27 protein-coding genes and 1 pseudogene are annotated in these 23,992 nt (G+C 71.8%); 19 read left to right on the top strand and 9 right to left on the bottom strand.

All coding sequences use genetic code 11. The annotated features are described in order from the left end of the window. Positions 1–12: 12 nt before the first annotated feature. Positions 13–1,359: an MFS transporter gene (locus tag AMYTH_RS0124110; RefSeq protein WP_027932458.1), complete on the bottom strand. Its 1,347-nt coding sequence runs from the start codon at positions 1,357–1,359 to the stop codon at positions 13–15. An 82-nt stretch (positions 1,360–1,441) separates the two neighbouring features. On the opposite strand from AMYTH_RS0124110, the gene AMYTH_RS0124115 reads away from it, so the two are divergent. After that, the gene (locus tag AMYTH_RS0124115) at positions 1,442–1,957 is read left to right on the top strand and encodes a winged helix-turn-helix transcriptional regulator (RefSeq protein WP_027932459.1); all 516 of its coding nucleotides are present in this window, start codon (positions 1,442–1,444) and stop codon (positions 1,955–1,957) included. Between the two features lie 57 nt (positions 1,958–2,014). Beyond that, positions 2,015–3,001, top strand: a complete 987-nt coding sequence (locus tag AMYTH_RS0124120; RefSeq protein ID WP_027932460.1) for an NAD-dependent epimerase/dehydratase family protein — start codon at positions 2,015–2,017, stop codon at positions 2,999–3,001. On the opposite strand, the gene AMYTH_RS0124125 is transcribed toward AMYTH_RS0124120, so the two are convergent. The 3 genes from AMYTH_RS0124125 to AMYTH_RS0124135 are packed head-to-tail and all read right to left on the bottom strand — an operon-like array spanning position 2,987 to position 5,669. Continuing rightward, positions 2,987–4,159 (bottom strand): serine hydrolase domain-containing protein, encoded by a 1,173-nt coding sequence (locus AMYTH_RS0124125; protein WP_027932461.1) that lies wholly within the window; start codon positions 4,157–4,159, stop codon positions 2,987–2,989. The two genes, AMYTH_RS0124120 and AMYTH_RS0124125, sit on opposite strands and share 15 nt — an antisense overlap. Before the next feature lie 8 nt (positions 4,160–4,167). Next, the gene (locus AMYTH_RS0124130; protein WP_027932462.1) at positions 4,168–5,151 is read right to left on the bottom strand and encodes an LLM class flavin-dependent oxidoreductase; all 984 of its coding nucleotides are present in this window, start codon (positions 5,149–5,151) and stop codon (positions 4,168–4,170) included. Further along, entirely contained in the window at positions 5,148–5,669 is a 522-nt protein-coding gene (locus tag AMYTH_RS0124135; RefSeq protein WP_027932463.1) for a peroxiredoxin-like family protein, read from the bottom strand. The genes AMYTH_RS0124130 and AMYTH_RS0124135 overlap by 4 nt, the downstream gene beginning before the upstream one ends. A gap of 72 nt (positions 5,670–5,741) precedes the next feature. Between AMYTH_RS0124135 and AMYTH_RS0124140 the strand changes: the two genes are divergently transcribed. Further along, the gene (locus tag AMYTH_RS0124140; protein WP_027932464.1) at positions 5,742–6,350 is read left to right on the top strand and encodes a TetR/AcrR family transcriptional regulator; all 609 of its coding nucleotides are present in this window, start codon (positions 5,742–5,744) and stop codon (positions 6,348–6,350) included. Here AMYTH_RS0124140 and AMYTH_RS0124145 read toward each other — a convergent pair. Further along, positions 6,347–6,787 carry a PPOX class F420-dependent oxidoreductase gene (locus tag AMYTH_RS0124145; RefSeq protein ID WP_027932465.1) on the bottom strand — a complete coding sequence of 147 codons (441 nt, stop codon included), beginning with the start codon at positions 6,785–6,787 and terminating at the stop codon, positions 6,347–6,349. The two genes, AMYTH_RS0124140 and AMYTH_RS0124145, sit on opposite strands and share 4 nt — an antisense overlap. Positions 6,788–6,897: 110 nt before the next feature. Here AMYTH_RS0124145 and AMYTH_RS0124150 point away from each other — a divergent pair, with 110 nt between their 5' ends. Genes AMYTH_RS0124150 through AMYTH_RS0124180 form a run of 6 tightly spaced genes read left to right on the top strand, consistent with a single transcriptional unit; the run spans position 6,898 to position 11,449 of the window. Continuing rightward, complete coding sequence (locus AMYTH_RS0124150; protein ID WP_017986838.1) at positions 6,898–7,212, top strand: ArsR/SmtB family transcription factor; 315 nt, start codon at positions 6,898–6,900, stop codon at positions 7,210–7,212. Continuing rightward, the gene (locus AMYTH_RS0124155; RefSeq protein WP_027932466.1) at positions 7,209–8,150 is read left to right on the top strand and encodes an SRPBCC family protein; all 942 of its coding nucleotides are present in this window, start codon (positions 7,209–7,211) and stop codon (positions 8,148–8,150) included. The genes AMYTH_RS0124150 and AMYTH_RS0124155 overlap by 4 nt, the downstream gene beginning before the upstream one ends. Continuing rightward, on the top strand, positions 8,147–8,509 hold the full coding sequence (locus AMYTH_RS49015; RefSeq protein WP_157360659.1) for an SRPBCC domain-containing protein: 363 nt from the start codon (positions 8,147–8,149) through the stop codon (positions 8,507–8,509). Before AMYTH_RS0124155 ends, AMYTH_RS49015 begins: the two co-directional genes overlap by 4 nt. Positions 8,510–8,519: 10 nt before the next feature. After that, entirely contained in the window at positions 8,520–9,512 is a 993-nt protein-coding gene (locus AMYTH_RS0124170; RefSeq protein WP_027932467.1) for a hypothetical protein, read from the top strand. Positions 9,513–9,559: 47 nt separating this feature from the next. After that, positions 9,560–11,200: an acyl-CoA carboxylase subunit beta gene (locus AMYTH_RS0124175; protein WP_027932468.1), complete on the top strand. Its 1,641-nt coding sequence runs from the start codon at positions 9,560–9,562 to the stop codon at positions 11,198–11,200. A 9-nt stretch (positions 11,201–11,209) separates the two neighbouring features. Beyond that, complete coding sequence (locus AMYTH_RS0124180) at positions 11,210–11,449, top strand: acyl-CoA carboxylase epsilon subunit (RefSeq protein ID WP_027932469.1); 240 nt, start codon at positions 11,210–11,212, stop codon at positions 11,447–11,449. A gap of 49 nt (positions 11,450–11,498) precedes the next feature. Here the strand turns inward: AMYTH_RS0124180 and AMYTH_RS0124185 are convergent, their stop codons facing one another. Further along, entirely contained in the window at positions 11,499–12,743 is a 1,245-nt protein-coding gene (locus tag AMYTH_RS0124185) for an MFS transporter (protein ID WP_228684940.1), read from the bottom strand. 59 nt (positions 12,744–12,802) lie between these two features. On the opposite strand from AMYTH_RS0124185, the gene AMYTH_RS0124190 reads away from it, so the two are divergent. Beyond that, positions 12,803–13,450 carry a GntR family transcriptional regulator gene (locus tag AMYTH_RS0124190; RefSeq protein ID WP_027932471.1) on the top strand — a complete coding sequence of 216 codons (648 nt, stop codon included), beginning with the start codon at positions 12,803–12,805 and terminating at the stop codon, positions 13,448–13,450. 8 nt (positions 13,451–13,458) lie between these two features. Here AMYTH_RS0124190 and AMYTH_RS0124195 read toward each other — a convergent pair whose 3' ends face one another. Beyond that, positions 13,459–13,701, bottom strand: coding sequence for a dienelactone hydrolase family protein (locus AMYTH_RS0124195; RefSeq protein ID WP_027932472.1), 243 nt, complete (start codon positions 13,699–13,701; stop codon positions 13,459–13,461). A 375-nt stretch (positions 13,702–14,076) separates the two neighbouring features. Here AMYTH_RS0124195 and AMYTH_RS0124205 point away from each other — a divergent pair, with 375 nt between their 5' ends. The 4 genes from AMYTH_RS0124205 (at position 14,077) to AMYTH_RS0124220 (ending at position 18,198) form a co-directional block, all read left to right on the top strand. Further along, on the top strand, positions 14,077–14,712 hold the full coding sequence (locus tag AMYTH_RS0124205) for a PadR family transcriptional regulator (RefSeq protein ID WP_027932473.1): 636 nt from the start codon (positions 14,077–14,079) through the stop codon (positions 14,710–14,712). After that, positions 14,696–16,135 carry an MFS transporter gene (locus tag AMYTH_RS0124210; RefSeq protein ID WP_084022666.1) on the top strand — a complete coding sequence of 480 codons (1,440 nt, stop codon included), beginning with the start codon at positions 14,696–14,698 and terminating at the stop codon, positions 16,133–16,135. Before AMYTH_RS0124205 ends, AMYTH_RS0124210 begins: the two co-directional genes overlap by 17 nt. Before the next feature lie 16 nt (positions 16,136–16,151). Further along, on the top strand, positions 16,152–16,778 hold the full coding sequence (locus AMYTH_RS0124215; RefSeq protein ID WP_027932475.1) for a Maf family protein: 627 nt from the start codon (positions 16,152–16,154) through the stop codon (positions 16,776–16,778). 100 nt (positions 16,779–16,878) lie between these two features. Next, positions 16,879–18,198, top strand: coding sequence for a dicarboxylate/amino acid:cation symporter (locus AMYTH_RS0124220; protein WP_027932476.1), 1,320 nt, complete (start codon positions 16,879–16,881; stop codon positions 18,196–18,198). Here the strand turns inward: AMYTH_RS0124220 and AMYTH_RS48085 are convergent. Both AMYTH_RS48085 and AMYTH_RS0124235 read right to left on the bottom strand, forming a co-directional pair. Then, positions 18,195–19,116, bottom strand: a pseudogene (locus tag AMYTH_RS48085) (IS5 family transposase). The gene AMYTH_RS0124220 and the pseudogene AMYTH_RS48085 overlap by 4 nt on opposite strands. 23 nt (positions 19,117–19,139) lie before the next feature. Continuing rightward, positions 19,140–19,763 carry a hypothetical protein gene (locus AMYTH_RS0124235; protein WP_051362809.1) on the bottom strand — a complete coding sequence of 208 codons (624 nt, stop codon included), beginning with the start codon at positions 19,761–19,763 and terminating at the stop codon, positions 19,140–19,142. Positions 19,764–19,942: 179 nt separating this feature from the next. Between AMYTH_RS0124235 and AMYTH_RS0124240 the strand changes: the two genes are divergently transcribed. From AMYTH_RS0124240 to AMYTH_RS0124260, 5 genes are all read left to right on the top strand, one after another. Next, positions 19,943–21,742 (top strand): acetyl/propionyl/methylcrotonyl-CoA carboxylase subunit alpha, encoded by a 1,800-nt coding sequence (locus AMYTH_RS0124240; protein WP_027932478.1) that lies wholly within the window; start codon positions 19,943–19,945, stop codon positions 21,740–21,742. A gap of 9 nt (positions 21,743–21,751) precedes the next feature. Next, positions 21,752–22,213, top strand: coding sequence for a DUF1707 SHOCT-like domain-containing protein (locus AMYTH_RS50940; protein ID WP_027932479.1), 462 nt, complete (start codon positions 21,752–21,754; stop codon positions 22,211–22,213). Beyond that, positions 22,210–22,569, top strand: coding sequence for a DUF1707 SHOCT-like domain-containing protein (locus tag AMYTH_RS0124250; RefSeq protein WP_084022667.1), 360 nt, complete (start codon positions 22,210–22,212; stop codon positions 22,567–22,569). Before AMYTH_RS50940 ends, AMYTH_RS0124250 begins: the two co-directional genes overlap by 4 nt. Next, entirely contained in the window at positions 22,569–22,904 is a 336-nt protein-coding gene (locus AMYTH_RS0124255) for a hypothetical protein (RefSeq protein WP_027932481.1), read from the top strand. Before AMYTH_RS0124250 ends, AMYTH_RS0124255 begins: the two co-directional genes overlap by 1 nt. 108 nt (positions 22,905–23,012) lie before the next feature. Beyond that, a complete protein-coding gene (locus AMYTH_RS0124260) occupies positions 23,013–23,651 on the top strand; it encodes an AMP-binding protein (protein ID WP_228684942.1) in 639 nt (212 codons plus the stop codon). The last annotated feature ends 341 nt before the right edge of the window (positions 23,652–23,992 follow it).

Raw genomic sequence — 23,992 nt, forward strand, 5'->3', positions numbered from 1 at the left:
GAGGACGACCCGCTAGCCCCGTCCGCTGCTCACCAGCCCGTGCTCCGGAACGCGCTCCCGGCCCAGGGCTGTCAGCACAGCGCCGAGCAGCGCGAGCGCGCCCGTGATCGCCGCCGCGTAGTTCACCCCGCCAGGGCCGGGCGCCGCGGCCAGCACGACCGCGACCAGGGCGATCCCCAGCGCCGATCCGACGTAGCGGGCCGTGTTGTTGGCCCCGGTGCCCATCGCGGCTCGGTCGGGCGGCACGGTTCGCACCGAGAGCCCGGCCAGCGCCGCGTTCGACAGGCCGGTTCCCACGCCCGCGACGGCCAGCCCGGGCACGAAGTGCCACCACGACGACTGCGTGGTCAGCCCCAGCGTGGCCAGCTCCCCGGCCGCGCACAGGCCGAGCCCCAGCGCGGCCTGGCGGCGGTCGCCCAGCCGTACCGTCACCCGCCGGGCCTGGGCGGCCACCACGAACGACACGCCCGACCAGATCGACGCCACCGCCGCCGCGGCGAGCGGGGTCAGCCCGAGCAGCCGGTGCAACAGGCTGGGCAGGAACGTCATGAACGACACGACCGCGATCCCGCTGGTCAGCGCTCCCGTCGTGGCCGCGCGGAAGGCCGGGGCACGCAGCAGCCTCAGGTCGATCATCGGCTCCGCGACCCGCAGCTCGACCACGACGAACACGGCCAGCAGGACCACCGCGGGCGCCGCCCAGACCAACACATCCGCGCCCCAGCCCGCACGGGCCTCGGTCAGGGCCGCGACCAGTAGCGCGATTCCCGGCCCCAGCGTCAGCAGGCCCGCGAAGTCCGTCGGCCGCGGGATCCCCCGGGACTCCGGCAACCGGGCGCCTGCGGCCGCCACCGCCGCGCCGAGCAGCGCGATCAGCCAGTACACCGACCGCCAGCCCGCCGGCGCGGTCAGCAGCGCGGCCATCACCGGCCCGACGGTGATCCCACCGCCGAGCATCGCGCCCCACATCCCCGTCGCCCGCACGCGCGCCGCCCCGGCCGGGTGGGCGTGCGCGATGAGGCCCAGGCTGGACACCAGCAACGCCGCCCCGGCCACGCCCTGCACTATGCGCCCGAGGACGAACGCCCAGGTCGCCGGCGCCAGCGCGCACAGCACGCTGCCGGCCGCGAGCCCCGCGCCGCCCAGCACGAACACCCGCCTGCGGCCGAATGTGTCCGCGAGAGTCCCCGCGATCAGCAGCGCCGCGGCCAGGCCGAGGCTGATGCTCCCGAGGATCCACGTCTGCCCGGCGGGCCCCGCCCCGAGCGCGTCCGCGATCTCGCCGAGCGTGGCGAGCGGCGCGGTGAAGTTCACCAGCACCAGGAACGCCGCGGCGCACGCGATCACCAGCGTTGCCATCACCCCTCCAGTTCAGTCAATGAACTAGCAGTGACCCTAGCAGCAGCAGTTCAATAACTGAACCAGTCGCTATGCTTGGGTCGTGGCACTCGGCAAGGACTACGCGACCCAGGACTGCTCACTGGCGCGGGCGCTGGAGGTCGTCGGCGAACGGTGGACGCTGCTCGTCCTGCGGGACTTCTTCTACGGCGTCCGACGGTTCGGCGACCTGTGCGCGCACCTGGACATCCCGCGCGCCGTCCTCACCGACCGGCTGAAGTCCCTGGTCGCCGCGGGCCTGCTCGAACGGCGGCCGCGGCCGTCCGGCCACGAGTACGTCCTCACCGAGCGCGGCATCGCCCTGTGGCCCGCGGTGTTCGCGCTGGCGCAGTGGGGCGAGCACGAGTTCGGGCCGCCCGCCGGGCCGCGGCGCGTCTTCAGCCACGCGGACTGCGGCACGGCCGTCACCGAGTCCGGGCTCTGCCCGCGCTGCCGGACCGTCCCGGGCCCGGCGGACCTGATGGTGAGCCTCGGCCCCGGCGCGAAGCCCGGCCTCCGGGACGACCCGGTGAGCGTCGCGCTGCGGGAGCCGCACCGGCTGCTGACCCCGCTGGCCTGATCCGCTCTGCGCGAAATCCCTGGCCCGCCGCGGACGGACTCGGGCAGAGTCGATCACATGCGGGTGCTGGTACTGGGCGGGACGTCGTTCCTCTCGAAAACCGTTGCGGCCGAAGCGGTCCGGCGCGGGCACGAGGTCGTGTGCGCGGCGCGCGGCGTGTCGGGGAGCGTGCCGGACGGCGCGCGGCACGTGCGTGTCGACCGGGACGAGCCGGGCTCCATCGACGTACTGGCGGGCGAGCGCTTCGACGCGGTGGTCGACATCGCGTACACCGGGCTGCGCTGGGTCCGGGACGCGTTGCGCACCATCACCACCCGGCACTGGACGTACGTCTCCACGATCAACACCTACGCGGACACCGCGACGCTCGGCCAGACCGCGGAAGCCCCGCAGCACGAACCGATCGAACGCGACCGGATCGACCTGGCCGAGATGACGCCCGAGGTCTACGGCGGCGTGCAGGTCGCCTGCGAGCACGCGGCGCGGGACGCCCTCGGTGACCGGCTGTTCATCGTGCGGCCGGGGCAGATCACCGGCCCGGGTGACTACATGGACCGCTTCGGCTACTGGCCGTCCCGCTTCAGCCGCGGCGGCCGCGTGGTGGTGCCGGACACCCCGAAGCAGCCGTTCCAGCACGTCGACGTCCGCGACCTCGCGGCGTGGATCGTGACGGCGGGCGAGCAGCGCCTCACCGGCGCCTTCGACGCGGTCAGCCCGGTCGCTCCGCTCGGCCCCGTGCTGGAGGAGATCGCCGACCTCGTCGCCCCGCCCGGCACCGAACTGGTCCCGGTCACCGAGGAAACCCTGACCGCAGCGGGCGTCCAACCGTGGTTCGGCCCGAAGTCGCTGCCGCTGTGGCTGCCGGCGAGCCACCACGGCCTCGCCGCGCACGACGCGTCGGCGGCGCAGGCGGCCGGGCTGGAGATCCGCCCGCTCGCCGACACCGTGCACGCGGCCCTCGACGAGGAACGCGCCCGCGGCCTGGACCGCCCGCGCAAGGCCGGGCTCACCCCCGACGAGGAGGCCGCGCTAATCCGCGATTGACTGGTACACCGAGGTCCAGAAGTCCAGGTACAGGTTGTTGTACTGCGGGAACCCGGCCTTCTGCGTCAGCAGGATCCCGACCAGGTCCTCCTTCGGATCGGAGAACCACGACGTGCCGAGCCCGCCGTCCCAGCCGAAACGGCCGGGCACCGACGCGATGTCGTCGCGCGCGGTGGTCATCGACAGGCCGAAGCCCCAGCCGCGCGTGTCGAAGTAGCCGGGGTAGAAGCCGGACACCGCCTTGTCCCCCGGCGTGAGCTGGTCGGTGACCATCGCCTCGACCGTGGGCCGCGCCAGCACCCGCCCGCTGCCACAACGTCCGAAGTGGAGCATCATCCGGCCGAAGCGCAACAGGTCGTCCACTGTGGACACGAGGCCGGCCGCGGCGGACGGGAAGCTGGGCGGGCGGGACCACTCGCCGTCCGGCGGGTCGTAGACCGTCTGGTCACCCCCGTACGCGGTGACCAGACGGCCGGCGTCCCCGGTGAACCGCGTGTCGTCCATCCCCAGCGGGTCCAGCACGGTCTCGCGCAGCACCTCCTCCAGCGAACCGCCCACCCGCGCCAGCAGCACGCCCAGCACGTCCGAACCCGTGTTGTACAGCCAGCGGCCGCCGGGCGGGCACATCAGCGGCAACGAGCCGAGACGCCGCATCCACTCGTCCGGCCCCGGCATCTCCGACGGCCTCGGCGGGCCCATCCCGATGCCCGCCTCGTTCGCCGCCCGCACGATCGGCGGCTCCTCCGGCAGGTACAGCTGGCCGAACCCCATCCGGAACGTGAGCAGGTCCCGCAGCGTGATGGCCCGCTCGGCGGGCACCGTCTCGTCGAGCGACCCGTCGATCCTCGCGAGCACCCGCCTGCTCGCCAGCTCCGGCAGCAGTTCGTCCAGTGGCTCGCCGAGCCGGAGCCGGCACTGCTCGACGAGCGCCATCGCGGCCGCCGCGGCGATGGGTTTGGTCATCGAGCTGATGCGGAACAGGCTGTCCCGGCTCAACGCGGGGCCGCCGAACGCGACCGAACCGAGCACGTCCACGTGCGCTTCCCCGTGGCGCTCGACGAGCGTGATCACCCCGGGGACCTCGCCGCGTTCGACGTAACCGGCCATCACGTCGTGGAGCCGCCCCAGCCGGGCTTTCGACAAGCCACCTGTGCTCATCGTCCGATTCAAGCGGAGCAGCGAGCCCCTGTGAAGACTTCGGCGCCCGCCCGCCGCACCGTGCGCAGCACCGCGCCGGCCGAGCCCGCTCCCTCGGGCATCAGGATGATCCGGCCCGCGCCGAGCAGCTCCTCCCGCTCACGCAACTGCCGCGCGCACTCGTCCGGGTCGCCGGCGATCACGTTGCGCACGAGCTGCCGCGCCATCGCATCCGCGCGGTCGGCCGTCATCTCCGGCTGCTCGACCAGCCACCGCGCGCCCGGCGCGCCGCGCAGCAGCATCGCCCGCAGCCCGTCGACCAGCGACTCCTGTGCCGCGTCGGAGGTGTCGGCGATCGCGAAGTAGCTCGAATCGACGTTGTCGGCCGGGTCGATCCGGTGCCCGTGCTCAGCCGCCGCCTCCGCCTGCGCCTCGATCATCGCGCGCTTGTCGGCGATGCCGACGAACGGTCCGAGGATGATCGGCAACCCCAACTGGCCGGCCATCCGCGCGGTCGGCACCGAGGCCGCGGACAACGCGAGCGGCGACCGCCCCGGCACGTCCGGCACGATCCGGAAGTCGTCGAACTCGCCGGTGCGCAAGGCTTCCGACAACTGGGCGAGCCGTCCCGAGATGTCGCGGTACCCGGCGAGCCCGTCGCCGAAGACCTCCAGGTCCACGCGGGGCTGGCCGCGCCCGACGCCGAGTGTGAACCGCCCGTCGCCGACGTGGTGCAGCAGCGCGGCCTGCTCGGCCAGCGCGACCGGGTGGTGGTTGGGCAGCACCGCGACCGCGGTGCCGACGCCGAGACCGGTGCGCCCGAGCAGGAACGCCGCCATCGCCACCGCCGACGGGGTGTGCACGGCGCTGGTGAAGTGGTGCTCGGTGGTCCACACCTCGTCCCACCCGGCGAGCTCGGCTTCCGCCGCGTAGCTGAGCGCCCAGCCGAACACCTCCGCCGAGGAAGCGCCGCTGCCGAAGGAATCCGTGAACAGCATCAGCCCGCGCTTCACCGGACCACCGCCGTCCGCGCGAGGGCCAGCAGCTCGTCGACCGACCACTGGTCGTAGGCGTGCTCGCCGTACTTCCGCGCCACCACGCGGCCGCCGGAGTCGATCAGGAAATCCGCGGGCAGCCCGAGCCGTCCGCCCTCCTGCCGGACCGCGGGCGGGCGGTACTTGCCGAGCAGCGTCAGGGCCGAGCCCCGCACGATCGCGCCCCACGTCCGCGGGTGCAGCAGCGCGCGGCGGCCGGACTCGACGCCGAACTCGCGGTAGTACCGCTTGTCCGGGTCGGCGACGACGGCGAACGGCAGGTCGTAGCCGCGCAGCTCGTCGGCGGGCGAGTGGAAGAAGACCACCTCGCGGATGCCGGCGGCTTCGATCTCGGCGTGCCGCTGCACGACCGAGCGGAGGTGCAGGTTGCAGATCGGGCAGCCGGCGAAGCGCCGGAACTGCAGGTGGACCAGGCGTTCCGGGTCGGGAACGCGGACGCGCTCGCCGCCGACCGCGTCCAGTTCGAACTCACGCATGGTGGACCCCTTCGTAAGCGTGTGGTGTACGCCTACGAACGTATGCGCGTATGCTGTACGCTGTCAAACGCCATGCCACGACCCCGCTCGTTGACCACCACGCAGATCGCCACCGCGGCACTGGCCGTGCTCGACCGCGAGGGGCTCGACGCGCTGTCGATGCGCACGGTCGCCAAGGAGCTCGGCATGGGCACGATGTCGCTCTACCGCTACGTGTCGGACCGCGACGAGCTCGAAGGCCTGGTGGTCGACCTGGTGCTGCAGGCGATCGACGTGACAGTGCCGCGCGGTTCGGCCGCGGAGCGGTTGAGCGTGTTGGCCGACCGGGTCCGGATCGCGGTTTCGCGGCACCCGGCGGTGGTGCCGTTGCTGCTGATGCACCGCCACCGCGTGCCCAGTTCGATCCGCTGGGGCGAGACGATGCTGACCGTCCTGACGGACGCGGGCCTCACCGGCAAGCGCCGGGCGATCGCGTTCCGGACGATCGTGGGTTACGTGTTCGGCGCGTTGCAGGTGGAACACTTCGGAGCGCTGTCCGGCGCGGGCACCGCCGCGCTGGCCGACCTGCCGCCGGAGGAGTTCCCGATCCTGTCCGAAACCGCCGCGCAGGCCCGGTCGATCCCGCCGGAGGAGGAGTTCCGGCAGGGGTTCGACATCCTGCTGCGCGGCCTCGGGCTCTAGTCCGGCACGGGAAGCGCGCCGGGCGGGAGACCGTACACGCGGGACACCGGGAGGCGGATCACCACGCGCCGCTCGTCGACCATCCGCTGGTAGAAGCGGTCGAGATCGGCGTACGGATCCTCGAACCGCGAGGCGAGCTCGGCCATTTCCCGTCCGGTCGCGTCCCCCGGCTCAGCGCTGACCGGCGACACGTCGACGTCGCCCTCCACGACCGCGTACGCCAACCCGTCCGGCGCCGCGACATGCAGGACCGCGCGCGGGTCCCGGCGCAGGTTCCGCACCTTCGCGCGGTCCGCGGTCGAGCTGATCCGGATGAGCTTCTCCGCCGGGTACCAGCCGTAGACCACTGTGGACAGTTGCGGCCTGCCGTCGCGGCGGATCGTGGCCAGCGTGCCGAACTGGCGGCCACCGACGAGGTCGAGGAGTTCTTCGCTCATGAGCCGATCTTGTCCCGGCCGGCGCAGCCGCGGAAGAAGGCACTTCAACGTGCCCGGGGCACACCGATGTGACAGCTTGACTTATATTCCTCGCGGGTTATATTCCTTATATGGCATCAACGTTCGAGGTACTCGCCGAGCCGCGGCGGCGCGAGATCCTCGACCTGCTCCGCACGTCGGAGCGCCCGGTCGGGGACCTCGTGGAGCGCCTGCGCCTCACCCAGCCCGCGGTGTCCAAGCACCTCAAGGTGCTCCGCGAAGCCGGGCTGGTGGAGGTCCGGCAGGACGCGCAACGCCGCTGGTACCGGTTGCGCCCGGAGCCGCTCGCCGAGATCGACGCCTGGCTGGCGCCCTACCGGCGCATGTGGAACGCAAGCCTGGACGCCCTCGAACGCCACCTGGACTCGATGGAGGACCCGAGGTGACCGAATTCCGCACCATCGCCGGAAAACCCGTGCTGCGCTTCGAACGGCGGCTGCGGCACCGGCCCGAGAAGGTCTGGCGAGCCGTCACCGACCCGGCCGAGCTGGCGCACTGGTTCCCGGCGCGCGTCGAAACCGAGGCGCGGATCGGCGCGCCGATCCGGTTCGTCTTCCCCGGCGACGCGCCCGTCGACGACGGCGGCACCGGCGAGGTCCTCGAATTCGACCCGCCGAAGGTGTTCGCCTTCACCTGGAACCTCGACGTGCTGCGGTTCGAGCTGGTGCCGGACGGCGACGGCTGCCTGCTGGTGTTCACCCAGACGATCGGCGGCGGCGACATCGGGCGGCTGGCCGCCGGACGGAACGCGATCGGCTGGGACACCTGCCTCGGCGCACTGACCGCGCGGCTGGACGGCGCCGACGCGCCCCCGCCGCCGGACTGGCTGCCCGCGATGGAGCACTACATCGACCAGTTCGGCCTCGGCGACGGCTCGGTGCACGAAACGGCCGCCGGGTACGACTTGCGGTTCGCCCGTGATCTGGTCTGGAAGCCCGGCGCCGAGATCTGGCAGCTGCTCACCGAGGACTCCCCGGTCGAACCCGGCGGCCCGCCACCACTGCGCGCCACCAACGGCTACGTGCCCGCGGGGAAGATCGTCACCGCGTCCGCGCCGCACGTGCTGGAGTACGAGTGGCTGCACGACGGCGCGCCCGCGGGCCGGGTCCGGTTCGAGATCGTCGCGGACGCCGAACTCGGCACCCGGATCGAACTCACGCAGACGGTCCCGTTCGCGCTGCAGCACCTGCGGGCCGAGCTGCTGGCCGCCTGGCACACCCACCTGGAGCTGTTCTTCGCCGCCACCTTCGGCGAGATCCGCTGCCCGTGGCCCGAGGAGCGCACGGCCCTGCTGACCAAGCGCTACGAGGAGAAGGTGCGGTGACCGATCTCGGTGAACTGCGCCGTCAGCCGGACGGCCTCGCCGCGCTCGTCTTCGAGCGCCACTTGAAGCACCCGCCGGAGAAGGTCTGGCAGGCACTGACCGAGCCCGGCGAGCTGGCCACCTGGTTCCCGGTGCACGTGCTCGACTTCGCGGTGCACGTGCTCCGCTTCGCGGCGGAGCGTGGGGCCCCGGCTGCGGTTCGAGCTGCTGCGGTGGGAACTGTCCCGGCCGGCGCGGGCTGCGCCTCGTGTTCAAGGCCGCCTCGACCTCGGCAACGTCACGAAAGTGAAGTGCCGGAGCGCAGCGAGCAGCGACAGCGTTCGCTCGCTGTTCACCCGCCCGCCGTCCGCGCGGCCTAGCTTGTCGATCATGACGAATCCGGTGACCCGGCGCGCGGTGCTCGGTGGTGGCCTCGCGCTCGCCGCCCTCGGGGGTGGGACCGCGGCCGCTTCGCATGCGCCGCGGGTATTGATCGCGACCAACGAGCCGTGGGGCACCTACCACGTCAAACCGCTGCTGACCGAGGCCGCGCGGCGCGGCTGGCGGCTGACGCAGCTGGTACCTGACCTCAGCCGGATCACCCCCGGCGACCTGGTGCCGGTCGCGACGCCGGACACCGCGCCGCGGGCGGACCTGCTCGTCGTCACCGGAGCCGGGGACTGGCCCGCCGACTGCGCGGCCCGCTTCCGGAAGCTGCCGCTCGTCGCCAGTTCGCTCGCCTACCAGCAGGCGGTCGAAGCTCCGCGCGCGAAGGAGCTGCACCCGCGGCTGGTCACCTCGTCCTCCCCGGCCGAGGCCCGCGCATTCGGCGCCTACCTCGGCACGCGCCGACGCATCGAGGTCGTCGGCTCGCCGCAGACCGACGGCCTGCCCGAGCGCAAGCCGGAGCCGGGTCTCGTCCTGGTGCTCACCAGCGTCACCCACCCGGACGGCACCGGTTCCGCGGCGCCCGGCACCGAACTGCTGCTCGCGTCGGCGGAGAAACTCGCGGCGGCAGGCAAACGGATCCTCGTCGGCCTGCACCCGCGTGAGGACCGCACGCTGTGGGACCGGTACGAGATCAGCGACGTCGCGTCCGTGCAGGCCGCGGCCCGCGCCGAAGCCGCCATCGGCATCCCGGGCACGGTGTTCCCGCTGGTCACCGCGGTCGGCACGCCCGTGGTCGGGGTGACCGACCCGGCCCTGACCGTGCCGGACTACCTGCTGTCGGTCTGCTCGTCGACCATTTCGGACGCCGCGCAGGCGGTGGCGGCGATCGACTCGGCTCAGCTGCCGGACGCGCAGACCCTGGCCGACGCGGTCGGGCCGGTCGGCGGATCGGCCCGGCGGCTGCTCGACGCGTGGTCGCGGTTCGCCAGGTGAGGTTCACGCCACACACGCGCCCCTTGCGCAGTAGATAGGCTCCCGTCATGAGCAGCGCGACGGAGCCGATCGGGACGCCTCCGGCGGAGGAGCCGGACATCCACACCACGGCCGGGAAGCTGGCCGACCTGTACCGCCGGAACGACGAGGCGGTGCACGCCGGGTCCGCCCGTGCCGTGGAGCGTCAGCACGCGAAGGGCAAGAAGACCGCCCGCGAGCGGATCGACCTGCTGCTCGATCCCGGCTCGTTCGTCGAGCTCGACGAACTGGCACGGCACCGGTCGACGAACTTCGGGCAGGAGCGCAACCGCCCGTACGGCGACGGCGTGGTGACCGGGTACGGCACCATCGACGGCCGCCCGGTGTGCGTGTTCAGCCAGGACGTGACCGTGTTCGGCGGTTCGCTCGGCGAGGTCTACGGCGAGAAGATCGTCAAGGTGATGGACCTGGCCATCAAGACCGGCCGCCCGATCATCGGCATCAACGAGGGCGGCGGCGCGCGCATCCAGGAGGGCGTGGTCTCGCTCGGCCTGTACGGCGAGATCTTCACCCGCAACGTGAAGGCCTCCGGTGTCGTCCCGCAGATCTCGCTCATCATGGGCGCCAACGCGGGCGGGCACGTCTACTCCCCCGCGCTCACCGACTTCATCGTGATGGTCGACCAGACCTCGCACATGTTCATCACCGGTCCGGACGTCGTGAAGACGGTGACCGGCGAAGAGGTGACGTTCGAGGAGCTGGGCGGCGCCCGGACGCACAACACCAAGTCGGGCAACGCGCACTACCTCGGCACCGACGAGGAGGACGCGATCGCCTACGTCAAGGAGCTGCTGTCGTTCCTGCCGTCGAACAACCTGTCCGAGCCGCCGGTGTTCGACTCGCCGGAGCCGACCGACGGGTCGATCGCCGACGGCGTCACCGAGTCCGACCTCGAGCTGGACACCCTGATCCCGGACTCGCCGAACCAGCCCTACGACATGCACGAGGTCATCACCCGCGTGCTCGACGACGGCGAGTTCCTGGAGGTCCAGGAGCTGTTCGCGCCGAACGTGATCGTCGGGTTCGGCCGGGTCGACGGGCACGCGGTCGGCGTGGTCGCCAACCAGCCGACGCAGTTCGCCGGCTGCCTCGACATCGACGCCTCCGAGAAGGCGGCGCGGTTCGTGCGGACCTGCGACGCGTTCAACGTGCCGGTGCTGACGTTCGTGGACGTGCCGGGCTTCCTGCCGGGCACCGACCAGGAGTGGAACGGCATCATCCGTCGCGGCGCGAAGCTGATCTACGCCTACGCCGAGGCGACGGTCCCGCTGGTCACGGTCATCACGCGCAAGGCCTACGGCGGCGCCTACGACGTCATGGGCTCCAAGCACCTCGGCGCGGACATCAACCTGGCGTGGCCGACCGCGCAGGTCGCGGTGATGGGCGCCCAGGGCGCGGCGAACATCGTGCACCGCAAGACGCTCGCCAAGGCCGCCGAGGAAGGCAAGGACGTCGAGGCGCTGCGGGCCGAGCTGATCCAGGAGTACGAGGACACGCTGCTCAACCCGTACGAGGCGGCCGAGCGCGGCTACGTCGACTCGGTGATCGTGCCGTCGCACACGCGCGGCCACGTGGCCCGCGCGCTGTCCATGCTGCGTGACAAGCGCGAGACGCTGCCGCCCAAGAAGCACGGCAACATCCCGCTGTAAGGGGGAGCGATGAGCGAGTCCGAGGAAACCCCGCCCGCCCGGCCGTTGCTGCGCATCGTGCGCGGCGACCCGAGCGAGGCCGAGCTGGCGGCGCTGACCGCCGTGGTGGCCGCGGCCGCGTCCGCGCCGGGCGAGGAGCCGGAGAAGCCGGAGCGGACCTCGTTCTGGGCCGACCGCGCCGCCCTGGTGCGGCGGCCGTTGCCGCAGCCGGGTTCCGGCGCGTGGCGGGCTTCGGCCTGGCCGCGTTGAGTTTTCAGTTCTGCGCCGGTGGGCCCGCCCACCGGCGCAGAACCTCCGGCTAGGCGGCCAGCTCCAGCTCGCGCGGGCGCACTCCGGCGTGCTTGTGCAGCGTCAGCAGCCGCACGGTGCCTGCCAGTCCCATCACCAGCGCGACCAGGAACGACAGCCGGTAGGCCAGCGGCCCGGCCACCCCGTGCCGCAGCAGTTCGTCCAGCAGCAGGCCGGCCCCCAGCTCGGCGACCACCGCGAAGGTGAATCCGCCCATGTTGGCCACGCCGCTCGCCACCCCGGCCTGGTGGCCGTGGTTGGCCGAGCGCGCCAGGTCGAAGGCGAGCATGCTCACCGCGCCCGCCGCGCCGATCAGGAACAGCACCGGCCCGAGCACGGCCACCGGCAGCGGTCCGGGCACCACGACCAGCACCGCCCAGCACGCGACGCTCACCACCGCGGCCCAGGCCACCATCGGCCCGCGCACGCCGGGACGCCGGGACGCCAGCTGCCCGGCGAACGTCCCGGCCAGTACGAAGCCGCCCACCACCACGGTCAGCAGCGCGCTCGCCGCCGCCGGGGTGCGGCCCTGCGCGTGCACCAGGTACGGCTGCCCGAGCACCGCGGTGAACGTGACGAACGCGCCCATCAACGTGAAGTGCGTCCACATCGCGTGCCGCGTCCCGCGGTTGCGCCACGCGTGCCGCAGGCTCACCCGCAACGGTTCCCGCGGCTCCTCGCGCACCGCCACCGACGGGCCGTCCCGCAGCGCGACGCCGACCGCGACCAGCAGCACGGCCGTGATCACGCCGGCCACCAGGAACGCGGGCGTCCACCCGAACCCGGTGAGCAGTGCGGCCAGCGGCGCGGTCGCGATCAGCTGGCCGAGCCCGCCGATCATCCCGGTGAGCGCCGCGACCAGCGCGTACCGGCGGCCGGGGAACCAGTTGTGCGCGAGCCGCAGCACGTTGACGAACAGGAACGCGTCACCGGCGCCGATCAGCGCGCGGCCCGCCATCGCGGCTGGGTAGGCCGTGGCCAGCGCGAACACGATCGACCCCGCGGCCATCAGCGCCATCCCGAGCGCCAGCAGGCGCCGCGGCCCGAACCGGTCGGCGGCCGCGCCGACGGGCACCTGCAGCAGCGCGTAGAGCACGAGCTGCACCACGGAGAACGCGGCCAGCCCGGTCGCGTCGATCGAGAACCGCTCCTGGGCGGTGAGACCGGCGACCGAGAGGCTCATCCGGTGGAACAACGCAGTCAGGTAGCACAGCGCCCCCAGCCCCCACATCAGCCAAGCCCTGCCCGCGGCCACCGGATCACCTCCTGTTGCATCTATCTTGTATCTATCAGCCTCCTGGCTACGATGCGCGCATGTCAACGAGGGACCGCTCACAGGCGGCCGGCGACCGGGCCTACCAGTGGACCAAGGACCGCATCCTGGACGGCCGCCTCGAAGGCGGACGGCTGATCAGCGAGGGCGAGGTCGCCGAGGCGCTGGAGCTGTCCCGCACCCCGGTCCGCGAGGCGTTCCTGCGGCTGTCCGCCGAAGGCCTGCTCCGGCTCTACCCGAAGCGCGGCGCGCTGGTCGTCCCGGTGTCACCCAACGAGGTGCACGACATCGCCGAGGCCCGGATCTTCCTGGAGCGACACGCGGCCGCGAAGATCATCGCCGCCGGGACGCACCGCGAGGTCGCCACGAAGATGCGCGCCGTGCTCGACGAGCAGCGCGCCGTGTCGATGCCCGAGCACACCGCCCGCTTCACCCAGCTCGACCGCGAGTTCCACGCGACGCTCGTCGAGGCCGCGGGCAACGCCCTGCTCGCCGAGTTCTACTCCGGCCTGCGCGACCGCCAGCTGCGGATGGTCAACACCGCGCTGCGGGACAACACGGTGCGCCCGCCGATCATCCTGGCCGAGCACGAGCGCATCTGCGACCTGCTCGCCGACGGCGACGCCGAGCCCCTGCAGGCGCTGATCGGCAACCACATCGCCGCCGTCCGGGACGAAGCCGCGCACTGACCCCGCCGCTAAGGCACCGACGCGAGGAAAGCCCGCACGCGGTCCAGGAGCGTCCCCGCCGCTTCGGCGGCGTGCGCGGGAAGCGAGGAGTCGGCGAAGAGGTGCTGGTCGCCGGGGTAGACGAACAACTCCGCGTGCGGGGTGGAACTGGCGAGCTCACGCGCCGAGGGCAGGTCCTCCTCGAAGTACTCGTCGGCTTCGGCCGGCTCGTAGTCCGGGGATCGCCGAGGCTGAGGCGCTGGGACCGGCACTCGTGTACGCCGGGTTTCTCGTTCGGCGTCACGATCGGATGGGCGCTGACCAGCCCGGCCCAGGTGGAGGCGATCGGGCACCCGTTGCGCACTCGGATCCTGCAGTTGCTGCGCGAGCGAGCCGCGACCGTGAGCGAGTTCGCGGCCGCGTGGTAACGCCCCAAGAGCACGGTCGCCCATCACGTGCAGGTCCTCACGACCGGCGGGCTGCTCCAGGTGGTGCACGCGGCCGGTCCGGGCGATCGAGGAACGGTTCTACGGCCGCACCGCTCGTATGTTCTTCGTCGCGAGCGTTCTGAGTACCAGTCGGCCCAGCTTGCCCAGCCAGACTTCCACACAATATAGTCCACATGGAATAACCGGTCTGGAGCGATCATGGCTTCCCCGAAACTGACTCCGATGGCGATGGCCGTACTGGAACTGCTGCACGAGCGGCCGATGCACCCGTACGAAATGACCCAGCTGATGCGCGACCGCCACCTGGACAACCGGGTCGCGGTGAAGGCGGGCTCGCTGTACCACACGGTCGACCGCCTGCTGGCCGCCGGACACATCAAGATCGTCGAGACCCAGCGCGCCGGCCGTCGCCCGGAGCGCACCGTCTACGCGCTGACCGAACAGGGCCGGGACGCGTTCGTCGACCGCGCCAAGACGATGCTCGGCACGATCGCCAACGAGCACCCCGAGTTCCTCAGCGGCCTCGGCGCGATGGACGACCTCGGCCGCGAAGCCGCGTTGGAGCAGTTGCAGATGCGCCTGCTGCACCTGGAGGCGAAGGCCGCGGCGCAGGAGGTCATCACGCGCAGGCTGGTCGACGAGGTGCCCGCGATCCACTGGGTCGACTGGCGCTACACGACCGCGCAGGTTCGCTTCGAACTGGAGTGGACCCGGCAGCTGGTGGACGACATCACCAGCGGCCGTCTCGACTGGACGGGCGACTGCCACCCGGACCGCCTCCACGCGGTCCCTGCCGAATCCACTGAGGACAGATCCGATGACCGAGCGAGCTAACCCGTGGGCGGCGTTGATCGCGCTGTGCATCGGGTTCTTCATGATCCTGTTGGACACCACGATCGTGTCCATCGCGATCCCCTCGATGGTGAAGGGCCTGAACACCGACCTCAACGCCATCGTCTGGGTCATGAGCGTCTACCTGCTCACCTACGCCGTGCCGATGCTGTTCACCAGCAGGCTCGGCGACCGTTTCGGTCCGAAGCGCCTGTACCTGGCCGGGCTCGCGGTGTTCACGCTCGCGTCGCTGTGGTGCGGCCTGTCCGGCACCGCCGAGATGCTGATCGCGGCGCGCGCCGTGCAGGGGCTGGGCGCCGCGCTGATGACGCCGCAGACGCTGGCGTTCATCACGCACCTGTTCCCGCCCGCCAAGCGCGGCCCGGCGATGGGCATGTGGGGCGGGGTGGCCGGCCTGGCCACGATCGCCGGGCCGCTGCTCGGCGGCGTGCTGGTCGACCAGCTGGGCTGGGAGTGGATCTTCTTCGTCAACGTGCCCGTCGGCGTGGTGGGCCTGGTGCTCGCGGCGCTGCTGGTGCCGGACTGGCAGCCGCGCAACTCGCACTCGTTCGACCTGCCCGGCATCGTGCTGTCGGTCGCCGGGCTGTCGCTGCTGGTCTTCGGGCTGCAGAACGGGCAGCACTACGACTGGGGCACGGTCGCCGGCCCGGTCAACGTGGCCGAGGTGATCGCCGCCGGGGTGCTGCTGCTGGCCGGGTTCGTGGTGTGGCAGCGCTACAACCGCCGGGAGCCGCTGCTGCCGCTGCGGGTGTTCGCCAACCGCAACTTCTCCGCGGGCACGCTGACGGCCGTCACGATCGGCTTCTCGATGACCGCGATGTTCCTGCCGCTGGTGATCTACGTGCAGGACGTGCTGCTGCTCTCCCCCACCGAGGCCGGGCTGGTCACGGCGCCGATGTCGCTGCTGTCCGGGATCATCGCGCCGTTCATCGGCCGCCTGTCGGACCGGACGAACCCGAAGTACCTGGTGTTTTTCGGGATCGTCGCGCTCGTCGCCGGCCTGGGGCTGATCGCGTTGATGGCGCGCGAGACGAGCACCTGGTGGGTGACCTTCCCCGGCCTACTGCTGTGCGGGGTGGGCATCGGCTCGGTGTTCGCGCCGATGAGCAACGTGACGATGAGCTCGGTCGAGCCGCGGCTGGCAGGCACCGCGTCGGGCATCTTCAACACGGCCCGTCAGGTCGGCGGCGTGCTCGGCAGCGCGGCCTGCGGCGTGCTGCTGCAGGCCCGGATCAGCGCGGGCCTGGCGAGCAGCGGCGGGAACTCCCCGCAAGCGCTGACGGACGCGGCGCGCGAGACGTTGCTGCTGCCGGTGGCCGTGCTGTTGCTGGGGATCATCGCGGCGGCCGCCATGCGCCGCCCGGCTCCGCGGCCCGCGCCCGCCCCAGCCGCCACGCGAGCCTGACGGATACCCTCCCGACGTGCACTTCGTTCTGGCCTCACAGTCCCCCGCGCGCCTGGCGGTGCTCCGCGCCGCGGGCATCGAACCGAGTGTCGTGGTCTCCGGCGTCGACGAGGACGCCGTGGCCGCGGCCCTGACCGACCCGTCGCGCGAAGAGCTCGTCACCGCCCTCGCGCTCGCGAAGGCCGAGGCCGTGCTGGCCGAGGTCGCCCGCACGCACGCGGACGCGGTGGTCGTCGGCTGCGACTCGATGCTCTCGTTCAACGGCGAGATGCTCGGCAAGCCGGGCGACGCGGAGACCGCGCGCAAGCGCTGGGCCCAGATGGCGGGCGGCACCGGCGACCTGCTGACCGGCCACGCGGTGCTGCTGGTCAAGGGCGGCGAGAAGGTCGAGCAGGCCGTCGGCACCCAGACCACGCGGGTGCGGTTCGCGTCGCCGTCCGAGGCCGAGATCGACGCCTACGTCGGCACCGGCGAGCCGCTGCGAGTGGCCGGGGCGTTCACGCTCGACGGGCTCGGCGGGTGGTTCGTGGAGGGCATCGACGGCGACCCGTCCAGCGTGATCGGGATCAGCCTGCCGCTGACCCGGCGGCTGCTCGCGGAGGTCGGGGTCAGCGTGACCGACCTCTGGTCTCCCACATCCTGAGAACTCCCCCACACGAAGGGGGCATGGGGAAGAGTCCGGTGACGCCACGTGTTGACCACACGCGGCACAACCAGTGACTTTCACGCCCCGGAGCGAACTCGTGTCCCTGTTACGGACCTACACAAAACCCAAGGTCTTCGGCCTGATCGTGGTCGTCGCCCTCGTCGTGGGCGCCCTGCTCGGCGTCCTCGCGAAGCAGACCGGCCAGGACTGGCTCGTCACGACCCTCGACACGATCGGGTCGATCTTCACGAACCTGCTGCAGGTCACCGTCCTGCCGCTGGTCTTCACCGCCATCGTGCTGGGCATCGTGAGCCTGCGCGGCCTCGGCGGCGCCCGCACCGCGGCCCGGCTCGGCGGCAAGACGGTGCTGTGGTTCGCGACGACCTCGCTGATCGCGGTGCTCATCGGCATCGTCATCGGCAAGATCGTGAACCCGGGCAGCGGCGTCTCGCTGCAGCCCCAGCCATCGACCGTGGAGAAGCTCGCCTCGCGCGACCAGGGCTCGTGGCTTGACCTGATCAACAACCTGGTGCCGAGCAACCTGTTCGAGGCCTTCGCCGACGGCGAGATCCTCCAGGTCGTGCTCGTGTCGCTGGCCGTCGGCCTCGCCGCGTACGCGCTGGGCGACCGCGCCGAGCCGTTCGTGAACTTCAACCGCGCGGTGTTCGACATCGTGCAGAAGGTGCTGGGCTGGATCATCCGCCTCGCGCCGCTGGGTGTGCTCGGCCTGATCGGCAACGCGTTCGCCACCTACGGCGACCAGTTCGTGCGGCCGCTGCTGTCGCTGATCGTCGCCGTCTACGCGGGCACGCTGCTGGTGCTGTTCGGCGTGTACCCGCTGCTGCTGCGGTTCGTCGGCAAGGTGAGCCCGGCGGTGTTCTTCCGCAAGTCGTGGACGGCGCTGCAGTTCGCGTTCGTGTCCCGCTCGTCCGGCGCGACGCTGCCGCTGAGCCGCCAGACCGCGGTGAACCTGGGCGTCGACCCCGGCTACGCGAGCTTCGCGGTCCCGCTCGGCACGACGACCAAAATGGACGGTTGCGCCGCGGTTTACCCCGCGGTGGCGACGATCTTCATCGCGAACCTGTTCGGCATCTCGCTGTCCTTCGGCGACTACCTGCTGATCGTCGTGGTCGCGGTGTTCGGCGCGATCGCCACCGCCGGGGTGACCGGCTGGTTCACGATGCTCACGCTGACGCTGAGCACGCTGAACCTGCCGCCCGAGGTGATCGCCACCGGGATCGCCGTGATCTACGGCATCGACCCGATCCTGGACATGATGCGCACGGCGACGAACGTGGCGGGCCAGATCGCGATCCCGACGTGGATCGCGCGCACGGAGGGCCTCCTCGACGACGAGGTCCTGAACTCCCCCACGGCGGCGCCCCTGCTCGACGCCCCGCAGCCGGCGCACGCCTAGACCGTGTCTGACAATGTCTTTGTCCAGGTGATGACGTCGTGGATGAGGATGGCGGCGCGGTAGAGCGTGGCCAACTTGTCGTAGCGGGTGGCGATGCCGCGCCATTGTTTGAGCTGGTTGAAGCTGCGTTCGATGACGTTGCGTCCGCGGTAGTCGACCTCGTTGAAGGCGGGTGGTCGTCCGCCGCGGGAACCGCGGCGTTTGCGGTGTCCTGCTTGGTCGGCCGGTTCGGGGATGACCGCCTGGATTCCCCGCCTGCGTAGGTGGTTGCGGATGGCGCGGGAGGAGTAGGCCTTGTCTGCGCGCACCCGGTTGGGGCGGGTCCGTGCTCGCCCGCCGCCCAAGCGGGGCACCTGCAGGTGGGCCATCAGCGGTTCGAACATCGGTGAGTCCCCGGCCTGGCCTGGTGTCAGCAGGGTGACCAGTCCCCGCCCGTTCCCGTCGACGACACGGTGAATCTTGGTAGTCCAGCCGCCGCGGGAGCGGCCGATGGCGTGGTCAGGCGGCTCGATCCCGGGTTTCGTGTAGTTCGATCCAGCCCCCTGTGTGGCGGGTGATGGTCGTGGCGTGCTGATGCGCCCGCACGATGCTGGAGTCGACCGAGACCGACCAGTCGATCAACCCAGCCGCGTCCGCGAAGGCCTGGAGCCGCTGCAGCACCACATCCCAGATGCCTTCCCGGGCCAGCCGCCGGTGCCAGGTCCAGATCGTCTGCCACGGCCCGAACACTCCCGGCACATCCCGCCACGCCAGCCCACAGCGGTACCGGTAGATGATCCCCTCCACCATCGCCCGCGCATCCGAAAACGGACGCCCCGGCCTCCCCGTCCGCGCCGGCAACAAATCCTCGATCAACACCCACTGCTCATCCGAGAGCATCCGAAACCGCGACACGACCAGCAGCATCCCAGCCACCAACCGCGATCTTTGTCAGACACGCCCTAGCCGCAGGCGCGCAGGTCGCCCGGGTTGAGCTGCACCTCGGGCCAGCCACGCAGTTGGCTGACCGAGGTGTAGCGCCGGGTGCAGCCCAGTGCGCTGCCGTCGAGCGCGAACACCCGCGCCAGCACCGGCGACGTCTGCACGACCACCACCTCGGGCGCGGTGTCGCCGGTGACGTCGTCCAGGCGCACGACCCCGCCGCTGGAGTAGTAGGGCTTGTCCACCGAGCGCCAGGTCCCGGCGCGGTCGACGAGCAGTTGCGCGATCGAAGCGCCTTCCTGCCGCGCGTGCACCAGGCAGGCCGACACCGCGCCGCTCACGCAGGACAACGAGTTCGCGTCCAGCCGCCCGCCCAGCGCGGTCACTGTCACCTCGATCGCGTTCGCGCCCGCCTGAAATCGCCCGTTGCCGCCCTGGGAATCGGCGAGCAGCTCGACCGGTTTGCCGTCCACGGTCGCCCGCGCCACCACCTGGCAGGGGCCCTCGCCGCAGTCCGCGCCCGCTGTCACCGCGGTGCTCCCGGCGCCTCCGACCGGCGCCTGCGCACTCGCCCCGTCCTCGCGCAGCAACCGCACGGTGACCAGCGCCGACAACGCCACGACGGCTGCCACGACCGCGGTCACGACAACCGATCGAGGCGCGCGTCCCCTGCCCACGTGCCCACCCCTTTCCCCTTCAGGGTAAGCGTGAGCCGGGTCTCACCGCAGCACGACTACTCCACCGTAAACTCCGGGAAAGGCCCGCGGAAGCGCCGCGCGACGCTCCGGGGGGATTGCGTGAAGGACCAGATGGAGGTAAGGGCGTGCCCGAGCAGGCCAGCGCGACCCAGGGCGGACCGGTGACGAAGATCCTCGTCGCCAACCGGGGTGAAATCGCGGTCCGCGTCATCAGAGCGGCCAAGGACGCCGGGCTCGCGAGTGTCGCGGTGTACGCCGAGCCCGACCGGGACGCGCCGCACGTCCAGCTCGCCGACGAGGCGTTCGCCCTCGGCGGCACCACGGCCGCGGAGAGCTACCTCGTCATCGACAAGCTCATCGACGTGGCCAAGCGCTCCGGCGCCGACTCCGTCCACCCCGGCTACGGCTTCCTCTCCGAGAACGCCGACTTCGCGCAGGCGGTCATCGACGCGGGCCTCACCTGGATCGGGCCGAGCCCGCAGGCGATCCGCGACCTCGGCGACAAGGTCACCGCGCGGCACATCGCGCTCAAGGCCGGTGCCCCGCTGGTCCCGGGCACCAAGGACCCGGTGGGAGGCGCCGAGGAGATCATCGCCTTCGCCGACGAGCACGGCCTGCCCGTCGCGATCAAGGCGGCCTTCGGTGGTGGCGGCCGCGGCCTGAAGGTCGCGCGCACCAAGGAGGAGATCCCCGAGCTGTTCGAGTCGGCCACCCGCGAGGCGGTCGCCGCGTTCGGCCGGGGCGAGTGCTTCGTCGAGCGCTACCTCGACAAGCCGCGCCACGTCGAGGCGCAGGTGCTGGCCGACCTGCACGGCAACGTGGTGGTCGTCGGCACCCGGGACTGCTCGCTGCAGCGCCGCCACCAGAAGCTGGTCGAGGAGGCGCCCGCGCCGTTCCTCACCGACGAGCAGCGCCGCACGATCCACGAGTCGGCCAAGGCGATCTGCAAGGAGGCCGGCTACTCCGGCGCCGGCACGGTCGAGTACCTGGTCGGCCTGGACGGGACGATCTCGTTCCTGGAGGTCAACACCCGCCTGCAGGTCGAGCACCCGGTGTCCGAGGAGACCGCGGGCGTCGACCTGGTGCGCGAGATGTTCCGCATCGCGCAGGGCGAGAAGCTGCGGTTCACCGAAGACCCCGAGCCGCGCGGCCACTCCATCGAGTTCCGCATCAACGGCGAGGACGCCGGGCGCAACTTCCTGCCCGCGCCGGGCACCGTCACCAAGCTGGTCTTCCCCGAGGGTCCCGGCGTGCGCGTCGACTCCGGCGTGGTCACCGGCAGCGTGATCGGCGGTCAGTTCGACTCGATGCTGGCCAAGGTCATCGTCACCGGCACCGACCGGCAGAACGCGCTGGAGCGCAGCCGCCGCGCGCTGGACGAGATGGTCGTCGAGGGCATGGCGACGGTCCTGCCGTTCCACCGCGTCATCGTGCGCGACCCGGCGTTCGTCGGCGACGAGGACGGCTTCTCGGTGCACACCCGCTGGATCGAAACCGAGTTCGACAACCAGATCGAGCCGTTCACCGCGGCCGCGGAGGCCGAGGAGGACGCCGAGCCGCGTCAGACGGTGGTCGTCGAGGTCGGCGGGCGTCGCCTGGAGGTGTCCCTGCCCGGTGACCTCGCGCTGGCGAGCGGCGGCGGCAAGGGCGGCGGCGCCGCGAAGGCCAAGCCGCGCAAGCGGGGCGGTGGCACGAAGGCCGCGGCGAGCGGTGACACCGTGGCCGCGCCGATGCAGGGCACCATCGTCAAGGTCGCGGTCGAGGACGGCCAGCAGGTCGAGGCGGGCGAGCTGCTCGTGGTGCTCGAGGCGATGAAGATGGAGAACCCGGTCACCGCCCACAAGTCGGGCACCGTGACCGGACTTTCCGTCGAGGTCGGCGCCGCTGTCACGCAAGGCGCTTCCCTGCTCGAAATCAAGGACTAATCTGACGGGGTGACCGAGGTTCCCTCGCCCGATCTGCGCATCGGCGACAACGACCGGGAGTCCGCGCTGAAGGCTCTCGGCGAGCACCTGAGCGCCGGGCGCCTGGACCTCGACGAGTACGGCGACCGTTCGGCGAAGGTCACCGCCGCCCGCACGCGGCGGGACCTCGCCGAGCTGTTCGCGGACCTGCCCGAGCCGCACCCGGTGTTCGAGCAGCCGCGGCAGGCGAAGGCGGTGGAGAAGAAGCCGGACCGGCCGCCGCAGTGGACCGAGCGCCCGACGTCGCAACGGGTGGCGGCGGCCGCGGTGCCGTTCCTGTGGGTCGCGGCGGTCTCGTTGTCGATCGTCACCGGTGTCTGGTGGTGGATCGCCCTGCCGTTCGTGTTCACCGCGGCGGCCAGCGCGTTCTGGGGCAAGGACTGGGAGCGGGACCGGCACGGCGCCTACGACCGGCGGGACCGGCGCCGGTGAGCGACGAGCCGGACCTGCGGCTGTCCGACGCCGAGCGCACGGAGGCCATGGACGCCCTGTCCGAGCACGTCCGCACCGGCAGGCTGGACATCGACGAGTTCGGGCGGCGCTCGGCGCAGGTCGCCGCGGCCCGGACCCGGTCGGACCTGGTGCCGCTGTTCGCCGACCTGCCGGCGCCCCGGCCACGGGTGCTCGACCGGCCTGTGCCCGCCCGGCCGCCCGCGCGGAAGGTCGGGCTCGGGCTGCTTCCGCTGCTGGTGATCGCGGCGGTGGCGGCGTTCGTGCTGACCCGCGGCATGTGGGTGGTGCTGCTGGTGCCGGTGGTGATGGCGGTCGTGCTGAGCTGGCGGCGCTGATGGAGCCGGTGGAGATCAACGCGGGCCGGTACTACCTGCGGCAGCTGCGGTCCGACGACCAGCTGGACGACCGCCCTGCGCTGACGGCGGCCGGGGTGACCGCGCCGAGTCAGTACGTCGCGCGGCGGGCGCGCGAGTGGGCGCGGGACGAGAGCTACGCGTGGGTGATCGCGGAGCCGCGCACCGGCGCGATGCTGGGCGAGGTCGTGCTCGGCACCGACGGCACCATCGAGGTCTGGACCTCTCCGGACGACGAGGTGGCCGAGCGGGACGCCGTGGCCGCCGTCGCCCGGTTCGCGGCGGGCGCGCTCGGGCTGGCGGTCCGGCGTCCGTAGCCGGATGTGGCCCAGTCCTCTTGTGCTCGCTGACACAATTCCTCGCGCGCCGTCGCGGGTTGTGGTGATCTGGATTCAGATTCCGATTCAGCGCTGAACGGGGGGAACGTGGGCGAGTCCAGCGTCTTTCTGACCCGCATCCTCGACGTGCTGTTAGATGGCGGCGACCAGATCGCTTTCGCCCATCGTGGCCGGTCGATGACGTATCGGGAGACCTTTGACACATTACGGCGGCTGCATGCGACTTTGAAATCCGAGGGGATCGTCCCCGGGCAGCTGGTCGCAATTACCGGCGGAAACGCGCCGGAAACAATTCTCCTGCAGTTCGCCTCCCAGTTGCTCGGGGCTCGCGTGGTGCACATCGACGAGGGTCGTTCCGATTTGCTGGAGCTGCTCGAGGTCGACCACGTGCTGACCACTGACCCGGCAGGCCCGCTGGTGACGTCCCGCGACGCGCGAGCCACGCGGCGGGACGAGGAGACCCCGCTGCCGCGCTCGATCGAGACGATGTTCTCCGGCGACGGCACGAACCTGGTCTGCTACCGGGACGTGTACGAGGAGATGGCCCGCACGACGAAGCCGAACGCCGACGGACCGCAGCGGGTGCTGTTGATAGCGCCCCTGTCGCACCCGATCGGCAACCGGCTGACGTGCAAAGCCCTGCTCGCCGGCGACACGGTGGTCCTGCACGAGCGCGCGACGGGAACCGGAAGCTTCGCAGCAGCCAACCTCGCCGGCGAAGCCTGACAGACCTCTCGTTCGCGCCCGCTCGATCCGCGACGCGGGTTACGGCCGCGCAGGCACAGCGCGCCCCGCACGCCTGCCGCACGCGGCGGGCAAGCCCCGCTCACGGCAGGCCGCGGCCCGCACGAGCTGCGACGCGGCAGGCCCCCACCCCGCGACGCAGGTTACCGCCGTGCAGCCACAGCGCGCCCCACACGCCTGTCGCACGCGGCGGGCAAGCCCCGCTCGCGGCAGGCCGCGGCCCGCTCGTCCTGCGACGCGGCAGACCCCCACCCCGCGACGCAGGTCACCGCCGCGCAGGCACAGCGCGCCCCACACGCCTGTCGCACGCGGCGGGCAAGCCC

The organism is Amycolatopsis thermoflava N1165, from assembly GCF_000473265.1.
In the GTDB taxonomy this organism is placed as follows: domain Bacteria; phylum Actinomycetota; class Actinomycetes; order Mycobacteriales; family Pseudonocardiaceae; genus Amycolatopsis_E; species Amycolatopsis_E thermoflava.